This window comes from Arthrobacter sp. MOO21, from assembly GCF_057369995.2.
The window spans coordinates 3211918-3228858 of the sequence record NZ_CM170671.2 but is presented as its reverse complement, the minus strand read 5'-3'; the positions used below and the strand labels follow the sequence as shown (position 1 = coordinate 3228858).

12 protein-coding genes are annotated in these 16941 nt (G+C 65.6%); 3 read left to right on the top strand and 9 right to left on the bottom strand.

The window, feature by feature from the left end:
- Positions 1-28 precede the first annotated feature (28 nt).
- Genes AC2JAJ_RS15005 through AC2JAJ_RS14990 form a run of 4 tightly spaced genes read right to left on the bottom strand, consistent with a single transcriptional unit; the run spans position 29 to position 8375 of the window.
- Positions 29-1495, bottom strand: a complete 1467-nt coding sequence (locus AC2JAJ_RS15005) for a sensor histidine kinase (protein ID WP_221386683.1) — start codon at positions 1493-1495, stop codon at positions 29-31.
- A gap of 27 nt (positions 1496-1522) precedes the next feature.
- Complete coding sequence (locus AC2JAJ_RS15000; protein ID WP_486415309.1) at positions 1523-6376, bottom strand: NAD-glutamate dehydrogenase; 4854 nt, start codon at positions 6374-6376, stop codon at positions 1523-1525.
- A gap of 56 nt (positions 6377-6432) precedes the next feature.
- Positions 6433-7737, bottom strand: a complete 1305-nt coding sequence (locus AC2JAJ_RS14995) for a CpaE/TadZ family protein (RefSeq protein WP_486415310.1) — start codon at positions 7735-7737, stop codon at positions 6433-6435.
- Entirely contained in the window at positions 7734-8375 is a 642-nt protein-coding gene (locus AC2JAJ_RS14990; protein WP_486415311.1) for a hypothetical protein, read from the bottom strand. The genes AC2JAJ_RS14995 and AC2JAJ_RS14990 overlap by 4 nt, the downstream gene beginning before the upstream one ends.
- Positions 8376-8527: 152 nt before the next feature.
- On the opposite strand from AC2JAJ_RS14990, the gene AC2JAJ_RS14985 reads away from it, so the two are divergent.
- Positions 8528-8743 (top strand): helix-turn-helix domain-containing protein, encoded by a 216-nt coding sequence (locus AC2JAJ_RS14985; RefSeq protein ID WP_018768505.1) that lies wholly within the window; start codon positions 8528-8530, stop codon positions 8741-8743.
- Positions 8744-8777: 34 nt separating this feature from the next.
- Here AC2JAJ_RS14985 and AC2JAJ_RS14980 read toward each other — a convergent pair whose 3' ends face one another.
- Positions 8778-9347 carry a M14 family metallopeptidase gene (locus tag AC2JAJ_RS14980; RefSeq protein ID WP_486415312.1) on the bottom strand — a complete coding sequence of 190 codons (570 nt, stop codon included), beginning with the start codon at positions 9345-9347 and terminating at the stop codon, positions 8778-8780.
- Positions 9348-9492: 145 nt separating this feature from the next.
- On the opposite strand from AC2JAJ_RS14980, the gene AC2JAJ_RS14975 reads away from it, so the two are divergent.
- Positions 9493-10341: a LysM peptidoglycan-binding domain-containing protein gene (locus AC2JAJ_RS14975; protein WP_486415313.1), complete on the top strand. Its 849-nt coding sequence runs from the start codon at positions 9493-9495 to the stop codon at positions 10339-10341.
- A 50-nt stretch (positions 10342-10391) separates the two neighbouring features.
- Positions 10392-10970 (top strand): Rv3235 family protein, encoded by a 579-nt coding sequence (locus AC2JAJ_RS14970; RefSeq protein ID WP_486415314.1) that lies wholly within the window; start codon positions 10392-10394, stop codon positions 10968-10970.
- Between the two features lie 74 nt (positions 10971-11044).
- On the opposite strand, the gene secA is transcribed toward AC2JAJ_RS14970, so the two are convergent.
- The 4 genes from secA to AC2JAJ_RS14950 all read right to left on the bottom strand — a co-directional run bounded on the left by secA (position 11045) and on the right by AC2JAJ_RS14950 (position 16925).
- Positions 11045-13783 (bottom strand): preprotein translocase subunit SecA, encoded by a 2739-nt coding sequence (gene secA, locus AC2JAJ_RS14965; RefSeq protein ID WP_501053178.1) that lies wholly within the window; start codon positions 13781-13783, stop codon positions 11045-11047.
- 98 nt (positions 13784-13881) lie between these two features.
- The gene (locus tag AC2JAJ_RS14960) at positions 13882-15096 is read right to left on the bottom strand and encodes a winged helix-turn-helix domain-containing protein (protein WP_486415316.1); all 1215 of its coding nucleotides are present in this window, start codon (positions 15094-15096) and stop codon (positions 13882-13884) included.
- A gap of 28 nt (positions 15097-15124) precedes the next feature.
- On the bottom strand, positions 15125-15850 hold the full coding sequence (gene hpf / locus AC2JAJ_RS14955) for a ribosome hibernation-promoting factor, HPF/YfiA family (RefSeq protein WP_486415317.1): 726 nt from the start codon (positions 15848-15850) through the stop codon (positions 15125-15127).
- 172 nt (positions 15851-16022) lie between these two features.
- A complete protein-coding gene (locus AC2JAJ_RS14950; protein ID WP_486415318.1) occupies positions 16023-16925 on the bottom strand; it encodes a ComF family protein in 903 nt (300 codons plus the stop codon).
- Positions 16926-16941 lie beyond the last annotated feature (16 nt).

Genomic DNA, 16941 nt, shown 5'->3' with positions numbered 1-16941 from the left:
CCAGTGGGTTCCGCCGCCCGCACCAGGCTTACTTGCCTGCCAGGCTGAGCCGGATCTGAACCGCTGTTCCGCCGCCCTCCCGCGGCTTCCACTGGATAGTTCCGCCCAGTTCGCTCGTGACCAGGGTGCGGACAATCTGCAGGCCCAGCCCCTCAACGTGCGGGGTCTCGGGAAGTCCCACACCGTCGTCGGCAATCGTCACCATCAACTCTTCGCCGTCTTCGCCTTCGGAGCGGTCAGCCATAAGCCACACCGTGCCGGCCCTTCCCTCAAGGCCGTGCTCGACGGCATTGGTCACGAGTTCGTTGATCACAAGCGCCAGCGGGGTGGCAAGATCGCTGGGCAACTCACCAAACGTGCCGGAACGCTCCGTCCTGACCTGCTGCGACGGCGAGGCAACCTCAGCGGACAGGCGGAACTGGCGCCCGATCAGTTCGTCGAAGTCAACGCTCTGGGTCAGGCCCTGCGAGAGTGTTTCGTGGACCAGGGCAATGGTGGCCACGCGCCGCATCGCCTGCTCCAGTCCCTGCTTTGCCTCGTCGCTCACCATCCGCCGGGACTGCATCCGCAGCAGCGCAGCAACAGTCTGGAGGTTGTTCTTGACGCGGTGGTGGATCTCACGGATGGTGGCGTCCTTGGTCACCAGCTCCATCTCGCGCCGCCGAAGCTCAGAAACGTCCCGGCACAGGACCAGGGCACCAAAGCGCTGCTGCTCGTCCCGCAGGGGAATGGCACGGAGGGAGAGGCTGACGCCGCGGGATTCGATCTCGCTGCGCCACGGCATCCGGCCGGTCACCACGAGCGGCAGGGTCTCGTCGACCATCCGTCGGTCCTTGAGCAGGCCGGCGGTGACTTCGGCGAGCGAACGCCCCTCCAGGGATTCGCCGTCCCCAAGGCGGCGGAATGCCGAAACACCGTTGGGGCTGGCATACTGCACCACGCCATCGGCATCCAGCCTGATCAGCCCGTCCCCCACACGGGGAGCACCGCGGCGCGACCCTGTCGGGGAAGCGAAGTCCGGCCACAGCCCCAGCGTGCCCATCCGCAGAAGGTCATAGGCGCACTGGCGGTAGGTCAGCTCCAGCCGGGACGGCATCCGGGAACTGGACAAGTCCATGTGCGTGGTGACCACCGCAAGGGTCCGCCCGTTCCGTACCATGGGCACGGCCTCGACCCTCAGAGCCATCTCGCTGTTCCAGTTTGTTTCACTGGAGCGCTCGATGGACCTGCTGTTCCAGGCCTTGTCCACGAGCGGCTGCAGGTCCGAGCGGATCCCCTCCCCCACAAAGTCGCTGTGGAAGGCGGTGTGCGTGGTGGAAGGGCGGACGTGGGCCAGCGCAATGTACCCAAGCTCCGGGTGGGGGAACCACAGCGCCAGGTCGGCGAACGCGAGGTCCGCAACCATCTGCCAGTCCCCCACCAGGAGGTGCAGCCATTCGGCATCGCCAGGCCCGAAATCAGCATGCTCCCTGATGGGGTCCGTAAAGATTGCCACTGCACCTCCAGTTGCGACGCCGCGTTGCTAGCGTCGGACGATTGACCTCAAGAGCCTCAATGCTACCGACAGTGAGGCCATGTCGTCGGCCTCGAGCGCGTTCACCTCGTCGAACATGCTCTTTGCCCTGCCCAGCTGCTCCGCATTCTGTGCCTCCCACTCCTTGAGCCGGGACTCCGGTGAGTCGGAAGCGGACGTTGCGTCCAGCACCGCCGTCGTCATATCCGACACGGTCGAGTAAAGGTCGTCGCGCAAAGCTGCGCGGGCGAGCGCCTGCCACCGGTCCTGCCGCGGCAGGCTGCTGATCCGCTCCAGCAGCGAGTCCGCATGGAAACGGTTGAAGACCGTGTAGTACACCGCCGCGATCTGCTCCACGGGTTCCTTCCGCGTCCGGGCGATCTTCGCGATGTCCAGCAGCACGAAGCTTTCGAACAGCTCCGCCCAGCGGAGTGCCAGGCCTTCGGGAAGCTCCCACTCGCGGCCCTTGTCCAGCCACTCGGCCACCCGCTTACGGTCATCGCCGCGCAGGTAGTCCAGCAGCCGCGCCCGCATCGGGTCCATGAGTGGTTTGAACTCAGCCACCACGTCCGCGATGGGGCGTGAAACACTTTCCTGGCTCAGTAGCCAGCGCACGGCCCGGTCCAGCAACCGCCGGATATCCAGGTGCACAGTGCTCCAGTATTCCGTGGGGAAGGACGCCGGGAGGCTGTTCAGCTCGGCCACCATCGCATCCAGCTCGTACACCTCGCGCAGCGCCACAAATGCCTTCGCCACAGCCACCTCGCTGGCCGAGGTCTCCTCCATGACCCGGAAGGCGAAAGTGATGCCCCCGAGATTGATCATGTCGTTCGCCACCACGGTGGCGATGATCTCGCGCCGCAGGGGGTGGGTGTCCAGCTCTGCGTCGAAGCGTTCGCGCAGCTGGCGCGGGAAGTAGGACCGCAGGGTGCTGCGGAACCACGGATCGTCGGCAAGGTCGCTTTCCCGCAGGGCCGTGGCCAGTTCGATCTTGGCATAGGCGGCCAGCACCGAGAGCTCCGGCGACGTGAGGCCCTGTCCCTGCTGGAGCCGTTCCCGCAGGGTCTCGGTGCTGGGCAGCGCCTCGAGATCCCGCTTCAGGTCGGCGGACTTTTCCAGCCAGTCCATGAGCCGCTCGTAGCTCGGGCTCCATTCGGCCACCCGTGTCCGGTCGTTCAGGAGCAGGATGTTCTGGTCGATGTTGTCTTCGAGAACCAGCCGGCCCACTTCATCGGTCATGGCGGCAAGGAAAGCAGCCCGTTCCTCTGCCGGGAGCTTGCCGGCCGCAACCATCCGGTCCACGAAAATCTTGATATTGACCTCGTGGTCGGAGCAGTCCACGCCCGCGGAGTTGTCGATCGCATCGGTATTGAGGATGACCCCCTGCAGGGCCGCCTCGATACGGCCGCGCTGGGTCATGCCCAGGTTTCCGCCTTCACCCACGACCTTGACACGCAGGTCCCGGCCATCCACCCGGATGGCGTCGTTGGCCTTGTCCCCCACGGAGGCATTGGTTTCCGAACTGGCCTTGACGTAGGTGCCGATCCCGCCGTTGTAGAGCAGGTCCGCCGGAGCGAGCAGGATGGCGCGCAGCAGTTCCGGCGGGCTGAGTTCGGCGGTGTCGGCCGGCAGCCCCAGTGCGGCCCGCACCTGGCTGGACACCGAAATGGACTTTGCCTGCCGGGGGTAGACCCCGCCGCCCTCGCTGATCAGCGATTTGTCGTAGTCGTCCCAGGATGACCGGGGCAGTTCGAAGAGCCGCTGCCGCTCGACAAATGAAGTTTCCTCGTCGGGATTCGGGTCGAGGAAGATGTGCCGGTGGTCAAACGCAGCCAGCAGGCGGATGTGCCGGGACAGGAGCATCCCGTTGCCGAAGACATCGCCGGACATGTCCCCGACGCCGACGACGGTGAACGGCTCGGTCTGGGTGTCGAGGTCGAGCTCGCTGAAGTGGCGCTTCACGGATTCCCAGGCGCCGCGGGCGGTGATGCCCATGGCCTTGTGGTCGTAGCCCACGGATCCGCCGGACGCAAAGGCGTCCCCCAGCCAGAACCCGTACTCCGCCGAAAGTCCATTGGCGATGTCGGAGAAAGTAGCCGTCCCCTTGTCCGCCGCGACCACCAGGTAGGAATCGTCGTCGTCGTGCCGTACAACGTCCGACGGCGGCACGAGCCGCTCGCTGTCGCCTTCAGTCAGGAGGTTGTCAGTGAGGTCCAGGAGGCCGCGGATAAAGGTCTTGTAGCTTTCGACACCCTCCGCCATCCATGCAGCCCGGTCGGCGCTGGGATCCGGAAGTTGCTTCGCGAAGAAGCCGCCCTTGGCGCCCGTGGGCACGATGACGGCATTCTTGACCGTCTGGGCCTTGACCAGCCCCAGGATCTCGGTCCGGAAATCCTCCCGCCGGTCGGACCAGCGAAGCCCACCGCGCGCAACCTTGCCGAACCGCAGATGCACGCCCTCCACCCGGGGCGAGTAGACCCAGATCTCGAACATCGGCCGCGGGAACGGCAGGCCTTCGATCTGCGCCGGATCCAGCTTGAAGCTCAGGTGCGGTTTGTCCTGGTAGAAGTTGGTGCGCAGCGTCGCCTCGATGAGGTTGGCGAAGGTGCGCAGCACCCGGTCGGCGTCCAGCGTGGCGACCTTCTCGATCGATGCTGCCAGGTCGCTGCGGACGGATACCTGCGCTTCAGCACGCTCAGCATCGCTCAGTGATGGATCGAACCGGGCTGCAAAAAGAGCGGTCAGCCCCCTGGTCACATCCGGGTTCGCCAGCAAGGTGTCGGCCATGAACCCAAACGAGCTGGAGCTTCCCATCTGCCGCATGTAGCGCGCGTAGGCGCGGAGCACGGTGACCTGCCGCCAGTGCAGCCCTTCCCGCAGCACCAGACGGTCAAAGCTGTCCGACTCGGCTGCCCCGGTGACGGCCGCGCCGAAGGAGTCAGCCAGCAGTCCGCCGGTGGATACCGGATCCACCCGGGCCGGGTACTTTAGCCCGAGGTCGTAGAGGAAGAAATCGCGGCGGTCCGCCGTCTCGATTTCGAACGGCCGTTCATCCAGGACCTCAAGTCCAAGGTTGTGGAAGTACGGCAGGATCTGGCTCAGGCTCTTCGGCTCAAGCATGTAAAGCTTGACCCGCGCATCCTCCTCCAGCGTGGCTCCCGCACCCTCAGGCAGGTAGACGTGGACTCCGGGCCGGTCCTGCGGGGCACCCTCGGTACGCTCGGCGGCTGCACCGTACTTCTCAAAGCGTGCAATGTCCTCGAGGGCGTCTTCAACCTCGTAGTCCACCCGGTAGCTGGCGGGGAACGCCTCGGCCCAAATGGCGGCCAGTTCCTTGGCTTCAGCGGGGTCACGCCCCTCCCGCAGGACTTCGGCAATGCCCTCGCTCCAGGAACGCGCGGCACGGACCAGCCGCTTCTCCAGCTCCTCGCTGTTGACATGGCTGACGTCGGCGTCCTTGGGCAACCGGATGCGGAAGAACAGCCGGGCGAGCGCCGACTCGGTCATGCGGGCTTCGTAGTCGATGGACACTGCCTGGAACGTTTCCCGCAGTTCCTGCTCGATGCGGAGCCGGACGTTGGTGGTGTAACGGTCACGGGGCAGGTAGACGACGGCGGACATGAAGCGGCCGTAGATGTCCGGCCGCAGGAACAGCCGGGTGCGGCGCCGCTCCTGGAGTTTCTGGATCCCGAGTGCGGTGGCGGCGAGGTCGGGGATTTCGATCTGGAAGAGTTCGTCGCGGGGGTAGGTTTCCAGGATTCCCAGCAGGTCCTTCCCGGAGTGTGAGTCCGGCGGGAAGCCCGCGTTCTGCAGCACGGCCTCAACTTTGTCCCGGACAATGGGGATGTCGCGTACCGATCCGGCGTAGGCACTGGTGGCAAAGAGGCCGATGAAACGGCGCTCGCCATTGACGTTGCCTGCCGCGTCGAAGCTCTTGATTCCGATGTAGTCCAGGTAGGCCGAGCGGTGGACCGTGGAACGCGAGTTGGCCTTGGTGATGACGAGGGCCCGCTTTTCCCGGGCCTTCTTCCGGCCAGTATCGGTCAGGTGCTGGATGTGCGGGGAGTCGGCGGCCGCCCGCAGCAGGCCCAGTCCGCTGTCTTCCCGCAGTTCAAGGACGTCTTCGCCGTCAACATTGACGAGGTCGTACTCCCGGTAGCCGAGGAAGGTGAAGTTCCCGTCGTCGAGCCACCGCAGCAGGTCCTTGGCCTGGCGCAGTTCCGCGATCTGGCCCGGGTGGGCCACCTGGTCCAGGCTTTCGGCGATCTGCAGCGCCTTCTGGCGCATTTTGGGCCAGTCCTCGACGGCGGCCCGGACGTCGTTCAGGACACGCGCCAGCCCCGCCTGCAGGGAGGCCTTGGCCTCGTCAGGAACACGCTGGATCTCGACGGCGATCCACGACTCCATGTGGGATGCGTTCTCACCCTCGGCGATGAGGTGCGAAAGGTTGGGCATGGCGGCGGTGTCCCCGCTGGAGATGCCCAGATGCGCCGGGACCTTGTTGACCTTGACCAGTTCGCCCGTTTCACGGTTCCTGGTGGCTACGAAAAGCGGGTGGACCACCAGCTTGATGGCGGCATGCTGCCGGACCAGCTCCGCGTTAACGGAATCAACGAGGAACGGCATGTCATCGGTGACGACGAAGACGACGCTGCTGTCTTCTTCGTCCACGATCGACACCTTCGCCTGCCCGCGCTGACGCACCGACGCTGCCTTCCGGTGCTCCTCCGCACGGGCCACCAGCACGTCCCGGGGGTAACTCCGGGCGTCCTCTTCGGCCAAGTGCTGGTAGTAGTCCCCCATGAAACCCTCAAGGCCTTCAATGGAGAGGGGCTGATCCTCCACACTGGATCCAGACGACATCGACAACGCCTCCATCAAAAGATATTCGCCGCACCATTGCAGCTCTTATGGCGAGCCTAGTCCTTTGCCCTTCGGCGTGGAGTGGAAGAAAATACAGAGGATCTTGGTTTTTGCTGGACGGGTGCACAAACCAGATCGCGGATGGCGTGGCGGAGCGACGTCTCGGGCACGATCTCGAGCAACAGGGCCCCGCCCAGGAGGGCGGCGTCCGCGGCTGCATGATCGTAGGGAAGAAAGGCCGTGAGCTCCGCGGCAGGCCCGAACCTTTCCCAGGCATCACGCAGCTGGCGCTCCGGTCCCCTGCCAACGGCGGACGCACGGACCTTGTTCATCACGATTACCGGCGCGGCCTGGGGCACCGCGACCTCCAGTTCGGCGAGTGCACGCACGAGCCTCGGTACGCCCACGGGATCGGCCGACCCTACGGCATAAACCGTGTCAGCGAGCTCAAGAGGGCGCAGCGTGGCCGCGTTGCGCCGCGGGGCCGAGGTGTCGAAGCTGAGTTCTTCATCGGCTTCGAGGCAGAAGCCCGTGTCCACCACTACTGCGTCGACGACCTGCCGCGCGCGTTCGAGCACCAGCGCCAGGGCAGGGGCCCGCAGCTCAGTCCAGCGGTCAGCCCTGGTAATTCCGGTGAGCACCCTGAACGTCCCGGCAGCGGTGGCGACAGTGCTGGCTATCCTGCGAAGAGCGTCGGAATCGAGCTGGCCCTGGTCGGCCAACCGGCAGGCCTGCGCCAGCCCGGCCGATTCATCCAGCAGCCCCAGGACGGCAGCCACGCTGGGGCCGTAGGTATCGGCATCGACCAGCAGTACTTCCTTCCCATCGGCGGCGAGCTCACCGGCGATGTTTGCCGCCACGGTGGTCCTGCCCGGTGATCCGGCGGGGCCCCAGACGGCGATGATCCTTCCGGCGCCCGGCCCCTCCGCCTCCGCAGGCGGTTCGGCAGGCTCGACGCCCAGGGCTGCAGCTGTATCCGCGGTTGCGCTGAGGTCCGCGGGACGTGCGGCGCCGGCCAGCTGGGCGACGGCATCGGCAATCCGGTCGGACAGCTCCGCCGATTCCACTCCCGTAAGCGCCGATGCCACCCCGATTTTTCGGAGCCTGGCGGCCTCCTCGCCGCTGTCCGTCAGGGCGATGATGGCCACTCCGACCGCCCCCAGCCGGTCCACCAGGGAGGCAGTCAGGCCCTCAGAGCCCTCGGCGACCACAGCAGCCCTTGCCAGCCCGCTTTGGCAGGCGGCCAGCAACTCAGGCAATTCCCCGCACCTTCGCACCACTGTCACCGGGCCATGCAGGCGCTCCAGCCCGCCCACCAGGTCGTCCCTGCTCTGGCCCACCGTGACGACAGGAATACTCATCGGGTCCCGCCAGGATTCCACACGACGGAGATCTTCGCTTCGTTGGCCTGCGCTCCCAGCAGCGCGGGCATCTGACCGTCTTCGACCAGCACCATCAGCACCGTGGTTTTGGATGACCCAAGCGCGGTCGACCCCGTGGTCACCTCGGCGATCTCCGCGCCCGGAAGGACGAGCTTCGGCTCGCTGAATCCGTTCTTTGCATCCGGCTGCGCTACCCATACATCCACCCGGGCACCGGGCACGGCCTGCGAGGGCAGGCTCTGCTCAACCTGGATGGCAACGGGCTTTCGGTTCAGCTGGTCCACTTCGCCGAGGCTCGCACGCGGAACAAGCTGGTCCTTGGCAATTCGCTGGACGGCCACCGTTCCTTGGGGAAGCCCATCCGAGGCAGTGATGTAGTGCTGCTCGGCATCGCCGAGCCGCACCTTGACGCGAACCACGTTTTCGGGAGTCAAAGCCTCCCCCACTGCAATGCCGTCCCGGGCCGCGTAGACCTCGGTGGTGCGGTCGGCGCTGCCCACCAGGAAGACGACGCCGGCCACAGAGGCCAGGACCAGCAAAATTCCCACCATGAGCCGTGGATCTTTCCACGATGGGCGCTTCAGGCGCGCCGCGGTGGCAGCTGATTCAGGAACCATACCGTCTCTCCCCCCAGGTCGCCGGGCCTGTCACCTTGGACCGGACACCTCATTGTTGCGGCAAGGCGGCGGGAACAAAAGTCATTTACCTAAATGCCGCCAAACTGTGGATAACAGCGGCAAACTGCACCTTCCAGTGGCAAAATAGGTTCATGCCCAGGTTCCTTACGCTCGCGGACGTCGCGGAGCAGCTCCAGATCAACTCCCCTGCCGCATACGCGCTGGTCCGCAGCGGCGAGCTGAAGGCCATACAGGTCGGCGGCCGGGGCCAGTGGCGGGTTGAAGAGAAGATGCTGGAGCAGTACATCGAGGAACGCTACGCCGAAGCCTCGCGCATGATCCAGGAGTCGCGCTCCAAGTCGGTATGACGGTCCCGGACAAGCAGACGGCACCGGTGGCCCCTTAGGAGCCGCCCGGTTTGGAGGACCGGAGCATGGCCAGGGCCATGAACGGTATGGTCGAGACCTGGCCGACGTTCCGGCTGCGGCGTACTTCGCCCGGGTTTAGTGTTGCCAGGTCGATGTAGTCCTTGCCCACACGGTCGATCACCCCGTAGAGGGTCACGATTCCGGCTCCGCCGCCCATGGACACCGACAGCTCTGCGCGGTCCCGTGCGAGGCAACGCAAGGAATGCGCAAGTCCTATCGAGCGGCGAACAGGGGACATTTCCGCGTGGATGCGCCTGCCCAGGCCCACATAACGCGCTGCAGCGTTGAAAGGGATCAGCACCTGTTGGTGCTCCTCGTTCAATAGCAGAGCGTCGGCCCCGACGTGCATCACTTCGCCGTGCACCGACTCACCGCAACTGAGGTGTATTCCGATCCTGTAGCCCAAGGCAGCGCGCAGCCGGTCCTCCAGCTGTTGGTTGACCAGCTCGGCACGCGTCCGCTCGTTGACCTCGGCATCCAAGGCCAGCCGGTCCGCTTCCGCGAACTGGCTTTCCATGTCGTCAAACAGGGCTTCCCAGCGCATCCGGCCAGCGTAAAGCGCACCGGGCCGCCGGTCAACGTGCCCACCGAATTGCCTCCAACGTATGGACAAACAGCGGGCAATCCGTTCAAACTGATGCAAGCAGTATCAAACTGCATCAAAATGCATCAAACGAACGGAGAGCATCGTGGACATTCGCAGGCCCAGCCGGGCAGATACCGGTACCGCGCTCGGCCTGCTGGTCCTGGGGATTGTGCTCTGCCTTCTGGGGCGCGGCCTCTTCGAACGGTGGGAGGTATCCGTCTCGCGTCAGCAGGACCCTACCGTCGAGGCCCTCCTGGGGATCGCCGCAGCAGCGTCAGGCGCTGCTCTGCTGCTGTGGTGGACCATCTCGCTGTTATCCGCGGGCGCCAGTGTCCTGCTGGAGCGCCACGGACAACGAAGGGCGGCGGCAACGGCACGGCGGCTCTCTCCAGCTTTCATGCAGCGGCTGGCCATTGCCGCGCTGTCGCTGCAGCTGGCCTCAGGGGTGGCGGCACAAGCAGCTGTCACAACCCCGGAGCCGGCGTGGTCTCCGACAGCGGCGCAGTCCTCGTCCGCGTCTTCGAATCCTGGACCCCACCCAAGCCAGCCAGTCAGTGGGCGCCCCACCGGCCCCGCCTCCGGACCGGAGCGGGGTCCCGCCTTGGGGAGCGCGTTCCTGGAGCGTACCGGGGAGGCTGAGGGGCAGCCGCCCGCGGACGCGCTGTCCCCCGGCTGGCGCCCGGCTTCCCTGCCTGTGGAGCCGGGCCCGCTGGCGGCACAGGAAACCCGGCAAGCCACAACTGTGGAACCAGGCGCCCGGAGGACTGCCGTGACGGTGCTGGCCGGAGACACCTTATGGGACATTGCCGCCGCCCACTTGGGGACGGAAGCGTCCGACGTCCAGATAGCCCTCGAATGGCCCCGCTGGTATGCAGCGAACCGCGGGCTGATCGGTTCCGACCCGGACGTGTTGCTTCCCGGCCAAATACTTCTGGCGCCCGCGCCGGCCTAACCGCAGCCGCACCACCTGCGCCGGCCCATCCAACAAAAAGGGGAAAACGAATGACTGCAGTGAGGCCCGTCAGCGCCGTCCAAAACGGGGTCGGCCAGAACCGCGCCGTCCAGGACAGCTCTGGCCAGAACGGGGCCGGCCAGAACCGCCCCGGCCAGGACAGAAATGCCGGAGTGGGGGAAGACGGCCAGGTGACGGCATCGGTCCCCCCGCCAATCAAGGCCGGCGCTGCCCCTGGTGTCGCCCGGCCGGTGCCTGTAGCGCTTCGACCGGTCAGCGAAGCCGCGGAAGTGCGCGCCATTACCCGGGGCACGGTGCAGGCGTCCATGGAGGTCCTGGCGGGCATCCGTCCGGTCCATCAACTCGCACGGCGGCTTGACCCGCGTTGCCTGGCAGCGTTGCAGCACCGTGCGGCCCTGATCCGGCGCGAAATCAACCGGACCGGAAATCCTGCGCTGGCCCGTCTGCACCGGAACTCCGCTGTCCGGTCCGTCAGGGTGTGCGAGGTGGCTGACGGCATTTATGAAGCCAGCGCGGTGGTGGTGGACGACGCACGCGCCCGCGCCGTTGCCGTCCGCCTTGAGCGGAGCAAGCAGATCTGGCGGGTGGTTGAACTTGTCATCGGGTAGCCACCACGCAAAACGCGTACAGGGCAGGGACGCTCCGCCCCTGCCCTGTACCCGATACCGGTGCCGCGTGCCGGCTAGCGCTTCTTCTTCTTTGCGGGGCGTCTTGCCGCATCCTGGGCTGCCGCCTTGGCGGGATTCCCCGACCGCCCACTTGCGCGGGTCTCAACCCGGGTCTGGGTTTCACCGCTTTCGCTTGGCGCCGTGTACTGCAGCTGGGCCGGCTTGTCCGGTGCTTCGAGGCCTGCGGCCCGTACCTGCGGTTCCACGTGCTCAGTGTGCCCGCCCGCGGCGTCCGGCACCATCACGTCCTGGGCGGGGGTCACTTCCACTTCAAGGTTGAAGAGGAACCCGACGCTTTCCTCGCGGATGGCTTCCATCATGCTTTGGAACATGGCGAAGCCCTCGCGCTGGTACTCCACCAGCGGATCGCGCTGCGCCATGGCGCGCAGGCCGATTCCCTCCTTGAGGTAATCCATTTCATACAGGTGCTCCTGCCATTTCCGTCCGATGACGGAGAGGACCACCCGGCGTTCGAGCTCCCGCATGCTTTCCGAACCAATGGCTTCCTCGCGGGCCTGGTAGACGAGGCGGGCGTCGGAGAGCAGTTCCTCCTTGAGCAGTTCCACGGTCACCCGGGACTTGCCGCCGGCTTCGTCGATGATCTCTTCGGCCGTAACGCTCACGGGGTAGAGCGTCTTGAGGTTTGTCCACAGCTGGTGGAAGTCCCAGTCGTCCCCGTTGCCTTCGGCGGTTGCCGCATCAATCAGGGCAGTGATGGTGTCCTCGACGAAGAACTGCACCTTCTCATGCAGGTCATCGCCTTCCAGGATCCGCCGGCGGTCGCTGTAAATCGCCTCGCGCTGGCGGTTCAGGACGTCGTCGTATTTCAGCACGTTCTTGCGCTGCTCGGCGTTGCGGCCTTCAACCTGTCCTTGCGCCGAGGCAATGGCCCGGGAGACGAGCTTGGATTCCAGCGGGACATCGTCCGGAATGGAACTGTTCATCAGGCGCTCTGCCGCCCCCGAATTGAACAGCCGCATGAGGTCATCGCGCAGGGACAGGTAGAAGCGCGATTCGCCGGGGTCGCCCTGGCGCCCGGACCGGCCCCGGAGCTGGTTGTCGATACGGCGCGACTCGTGGCGTTCCGTCCCGAGCACATACAGGCCTCCGAGGTCCAGGACTTCTTCGTGCTCGTCCTTCACCGCCTGCTTGGCCGCTTCCAGCGCCGCCGGCCATGCTGCTTCGTACTCTTCCGAGTCTTCCTCGGGATCCAGCCCGCGCTTGGCAAGCTCGGCGACGGCCGTGAACTCTGCATTGCCGCCGAGCATGATGTCGGTACCGCGGCCAGCCATGTTCGTAGCCACCGTGACGGCGCCCTTGCGTCCGGCCTGGGCGACGATTGCCGCTTCCCTGGCATGGTTCTTGGCGTTCAGCACCTCATGCCGGATGCCTTCCTTCGCCAGGAGCTTGGAGAGGTACTCGCTCTTTTCCACGCTGGTGGTGCCCACGAGGACGGGCTGTCCCTTTTCGTGCCGTTCGGCGATATCGCGCACCACGGCGTCGAACTTGACCACCTCGTTCTTGAAGACCAGGTCCGGTTGGTCGACGCGCTGCATGTCGCGGTTGGTGGGGATGGCCACCACACCCAGCTTGTAGGTGCTCATGAACTCGGCTGCCTCGGTTTCGGCGGTACCGGTCATGCCAGAAAGCTTGCCGTACATGCGGAAGTAGTTCTGCAGGGTCACGGTGGCGAGCGTCTGGTTCTCGGCCTTGATCTCGACGCCTTCCTTGGCCTCGATCGCCTGGTGCATTCCCTCGTTGTACCGCAGGCCGGCCAGGATGCGCCCCGTGTGCTCGTCAACGATCAGGACTTCACCGTCGAGGATGACGTAGTCCTTGTCCCGCTTGAACAGTTCCTTGGCCTTAAGGGCGTTGTTGAGGAAGCCGATCAGCGGCGTATTGGCGGACTCGTACAGGTTCGAAATGCCGAGGTAATCCTCGACCTTCTCGATCCCGCTCTCCAGCACGCCCACGGTACGCTTCTTTTCGTCGACCTCGTAGTCCTTCTCCGGCTGCAACCGGAGCACCACTTTGGCGAACTCGCTGTACCAGCGGTTGGTGTCCCCCTGCGCCGGACCGGAGATGATCAGTGGTGTACGGGCCTCGTCGATCAGGATGGAGTCCACCTCGTCAACGATGGCGAAGTGGTGGCCGCGCTGGACCAGTTCGCTGCGGTCCCAGGCCATGTTGTCGCGGAGGTAGTCGAAACCGAACTCGTTGTTGGTCCCATAGGTGATGTCCGCCGCGTACTGCTCGCGCCGCACGGCGGGGTCCTGGTTTGCCAGGATGACGCCGCTGGTCAAACCGAGGAAACGGTACACGCGGCCCATAAGTTCGGACTGGTATTCGGCCAGGTAGTCATTCACGGTGACCACGTGCACGCCCTTGCCGGCGAGCGCGTTCAGGTAGGCGGGAGCGGTCGCCACCAGGGTCTTGCCTTCACCGGTCTTCATCTCAGCGATATTGCCCAGGTGCAGGGCGGCGCCGCCCATCAGCTGGACGTCGAAGTGGCGCATGCCCAACGTCCGTGATGAGGCTTCCCGCACTGCAGCAAAGGCTTCGGGGAGCAGGTCGTCGAGCTTTTCGCCATCGTGGTGCCGTTCCCGCAGGCGGTCTGTCTCCTCCCGAAGCTCGGCGTCGGTGAAGGTCTTGAACGAGTCTTCGAGGGCATTGATGGAATCGGCATAATTCCGCAGTTGCCGGAGTGTTTTCTTGTCACCCGTGCGGAGGATTTTTTCGATAAGTGATGCCACGTGAAGATGCTCCCAGTCTCATGCCGCCGAATTCTGGCGTGTTCAGTCTACGGGAGAGACACCGGGGCGGCGCCCGTTTTCCCTAACAGCGATACGGCTCAAAGACGCCGGAGCTCGTGCATCAACGCGGCGGCCAGGTCCCCGGCGGGTGCCACGTCGATCTCCGGCAGGCCGAGCCACCCGGCCATCAACGCCAGCTCGGCGGCAAGTTCGACGGCGGTGTCCGCCGGGGCGTCCGGCTCGGCGTAGGCGGATTTCACCAGCAGCCGGCCCACAGGCCGATCGGCCTTCAGGTCGACGCGTGCCACCAGCTCGTCCCGCAGGAGGAAGGGCAGGACGTAGTAGCCAAAGCGCCGCTTGTGTTCCGGGGTGTAGATCTCAATCCTGTAATGGAAGCCGAACAGTTCCCACAGCCGGCGGCGTTCGAAAACCAGGGAGTCAAAGGGGCTGAGCAGGGCCCGGCCTGCAGCGCGCCGGGGCGTGGCCGCCTCCACGTGTCGGAACACGTCCCTGCCCCAGCCGGACACCGTGACCGGCTCCAGCCTCCCCTGCTTCACCAAATGTTCCACGGACAGCGCCGTCGCTTTGACCGGCGTGCGGAAGTAGTCGGCGAAGCACCGGATGCTTCCAATACCGTGCGCCCTGGCCGCCGCCTCCGTCAACCGGTGCAGCGCCGCCGATGGGTCCGCCTCGCCGGCCGGCAGCATCTGCATCTGCGGGAGGACCTTCGCAGTCAGCGCGTAGCGCCGCTCGAACTGCCCGGTCCTGGAGGCCGCCGAGACCACTCCTTCTTCGAAAAGGTGCTCCAAAACCCTCTTGACCGTGTTCCAGTTCCACCCCCAGTTGTCGGTTTGTCTTTCCTCGACATGGCCAATCCGGGCCGTCAGCTCGGCCGCGGTCATGGGCCGGGAACGGGCAAGCGTGGCCAGGATTTTGGCCGCAACAGCGCTGCGCACCTCTGGGTCCATACGGGAGGCCCCCACCCAGGCCCGCCTCTGCCAGAGGAGCAGGTCCTGGTAGTGCTCCGGTCGGATGTAGCTGGCTTCATGGGCCCAGTACTCCAGCATGCGGCGCGGATGGCTGCCGGACATGCGTTCCAGGATGGTGCGGTCATAGTCGCCAAGCCGGGAGTAGAAGGGCAGGAAGTGGCTTCGGACCAGGACGTTGACGGAGTCGATCTGGACCAACTGGAGCCGGGCAAAGGTACGGCCCACCGTCCGTGCTGTCACGGGGCCGGTGGGCCGTCCCTTATGGAGTCCCTGTGCTGCCAGTGCGATCCGCCGTGCCTGGTTGAGGCTCAGCGATGCCGGCACTTCAGTCCTCTCTGTCGGTCAAACCACCCTAAACCTTGGCGGGCGTGTCGTCGGAGCGGTAGGCAAGGACCTTTTCCTCCACGACGGTGTCGCCGGGCTCGCATTCATGGTCCAGCGTGATCACCCCGTACGTCCACCCGCGGCGCCGGTACACGACCGAGGGCGTGTTGGTCTCCTTGTCTACGAAAAGGTAGAAATCGTGGCCGACGAGCTCCATGTTGTCGACGGCATCATCAAGTGTCATGGACGCCGCGGGAAAGACCTTGCGCCGGATGAGGACAGGAGACTTGCCGGCCGGGATATCGTTTTCGATGTCGTAAGGGGTCTTTTCTTCCGTGGGCGCTGCGGCATCGCTGTGGTGGTTGGCCTCAAGGTAGAGCGGCTCGTGGGCACTGGCTGGTTCCAGCGAGGCGGTAGCTTCGCGGACGGCTTTCGGCGTGTGGCGTCCGTGGTGGACCTTCTTCCGGTCCTTTGCCCGGCGGAGCCGTTCAAGCAGTTTGTTGTATGCGAGGTCAAAGGCGGCAAATTTGTCTGCGGCGCTCGCTTCGGCGCGGATTACAGGCCCACGGCCCAGGACTGTCACCTCAACGGTGAGCTGGTCGCCGGTCTGCCGGGCATTTGTCTCCTTGGAGACCTTCGCGTCGACCCGCTGGACCTTGTCGCCCAGCGATTCGATCTTGGCGATCTTTTCCCCGGCATATTCGCGGAACCGGTCTGAAACTGTCAGATTTCGTCCGCTGATCATAAACTCCATGGTGCCCTCCAAATGACTTCGGTGACACGACGGCGGCACTTCCCTGGGCCGGGCTGTCTGACAGTCGAGCCCCTCTCCGAGCCGCCATCGAAAGGTACATTCTGTCTTGGTACCCACCACCGACGTTAGTTCATAGCCACCCGTTATTCATCCTTTCCCGGTTTATTTTTTTCTAAGTCCTGGGTGCCGGCACGGACGGCACGGCTGCCCCTCCGGACATGCGTGAATCGGGCGCCCGCGTCGCCGCAAGCACGACGGCGCCCCTCACCACTGCCCCTGCCGCGTGCAGTGCGCGGGCCGCTTCCCCGACGGTGGCACCTGTGGTCAGGACGTCGTCGATGATGATGCAGTGGCGGCCCGCCACCCTTGCGCGCGCCCTCGGCCTGACCTTCATGGAGCCCCGGACCCGCTGTGTGCGGGCACCGCGGCCAAGGCCCTTCTGGCCTCCCGGCAGCTGCAGGACCGATGGCCGTGCCTTGCCAAGGCAGTCTGCCACCCGGAGCCCGGGAAGCCGCCGTGCGGTCTCCCTGAGGAGCAGGTGGACAGGACTGAACCCGCGGCTGAGGTAGGCTCCCGTGCTGGTGGGGACAGGGACAAGGAGGAATCCCCCGCTACCCCCGGCCGCAGCCCTTACCGCCTCGGCAAGGGCACGGCCAAGGCTGCATCCCAGCTGGTATTGGCCGTTCCGCTTGAACGACAGCAGGCCCTGGGCCAACTCGTCGCGGTAGACGCCTGCGGCCACGACCGGCAGCAGGACCGTTCCGCTGACGTCCATCAGGGCCGGAGCCCCGCCCTCCGCCCGGAAGGGGTGCCTGGTGGTCTGCCGGATGCGGCCGGCGCAGGTTGCGCACAGGTGCCGGTCCTCGGCTCCGCAGCACACGCAGTCGACGGGAGCAGCGAGGGCGAGGAGGTCCCCGGCAGCCCCGGTGATCCAGTCAACGGCCCGCAGCACCGCAGCCTGCTGGTCCTGGCGATGCTTTGCCGGCGAGGACGGCGGCGGGAGAAGATCGGGATCCAGCCTGGACGGGCCCCTCCGCCGGGCGTCCGCGGTACCGCCGGCCGTTATCCTGTCCACCCCTCCACCTTGGGGC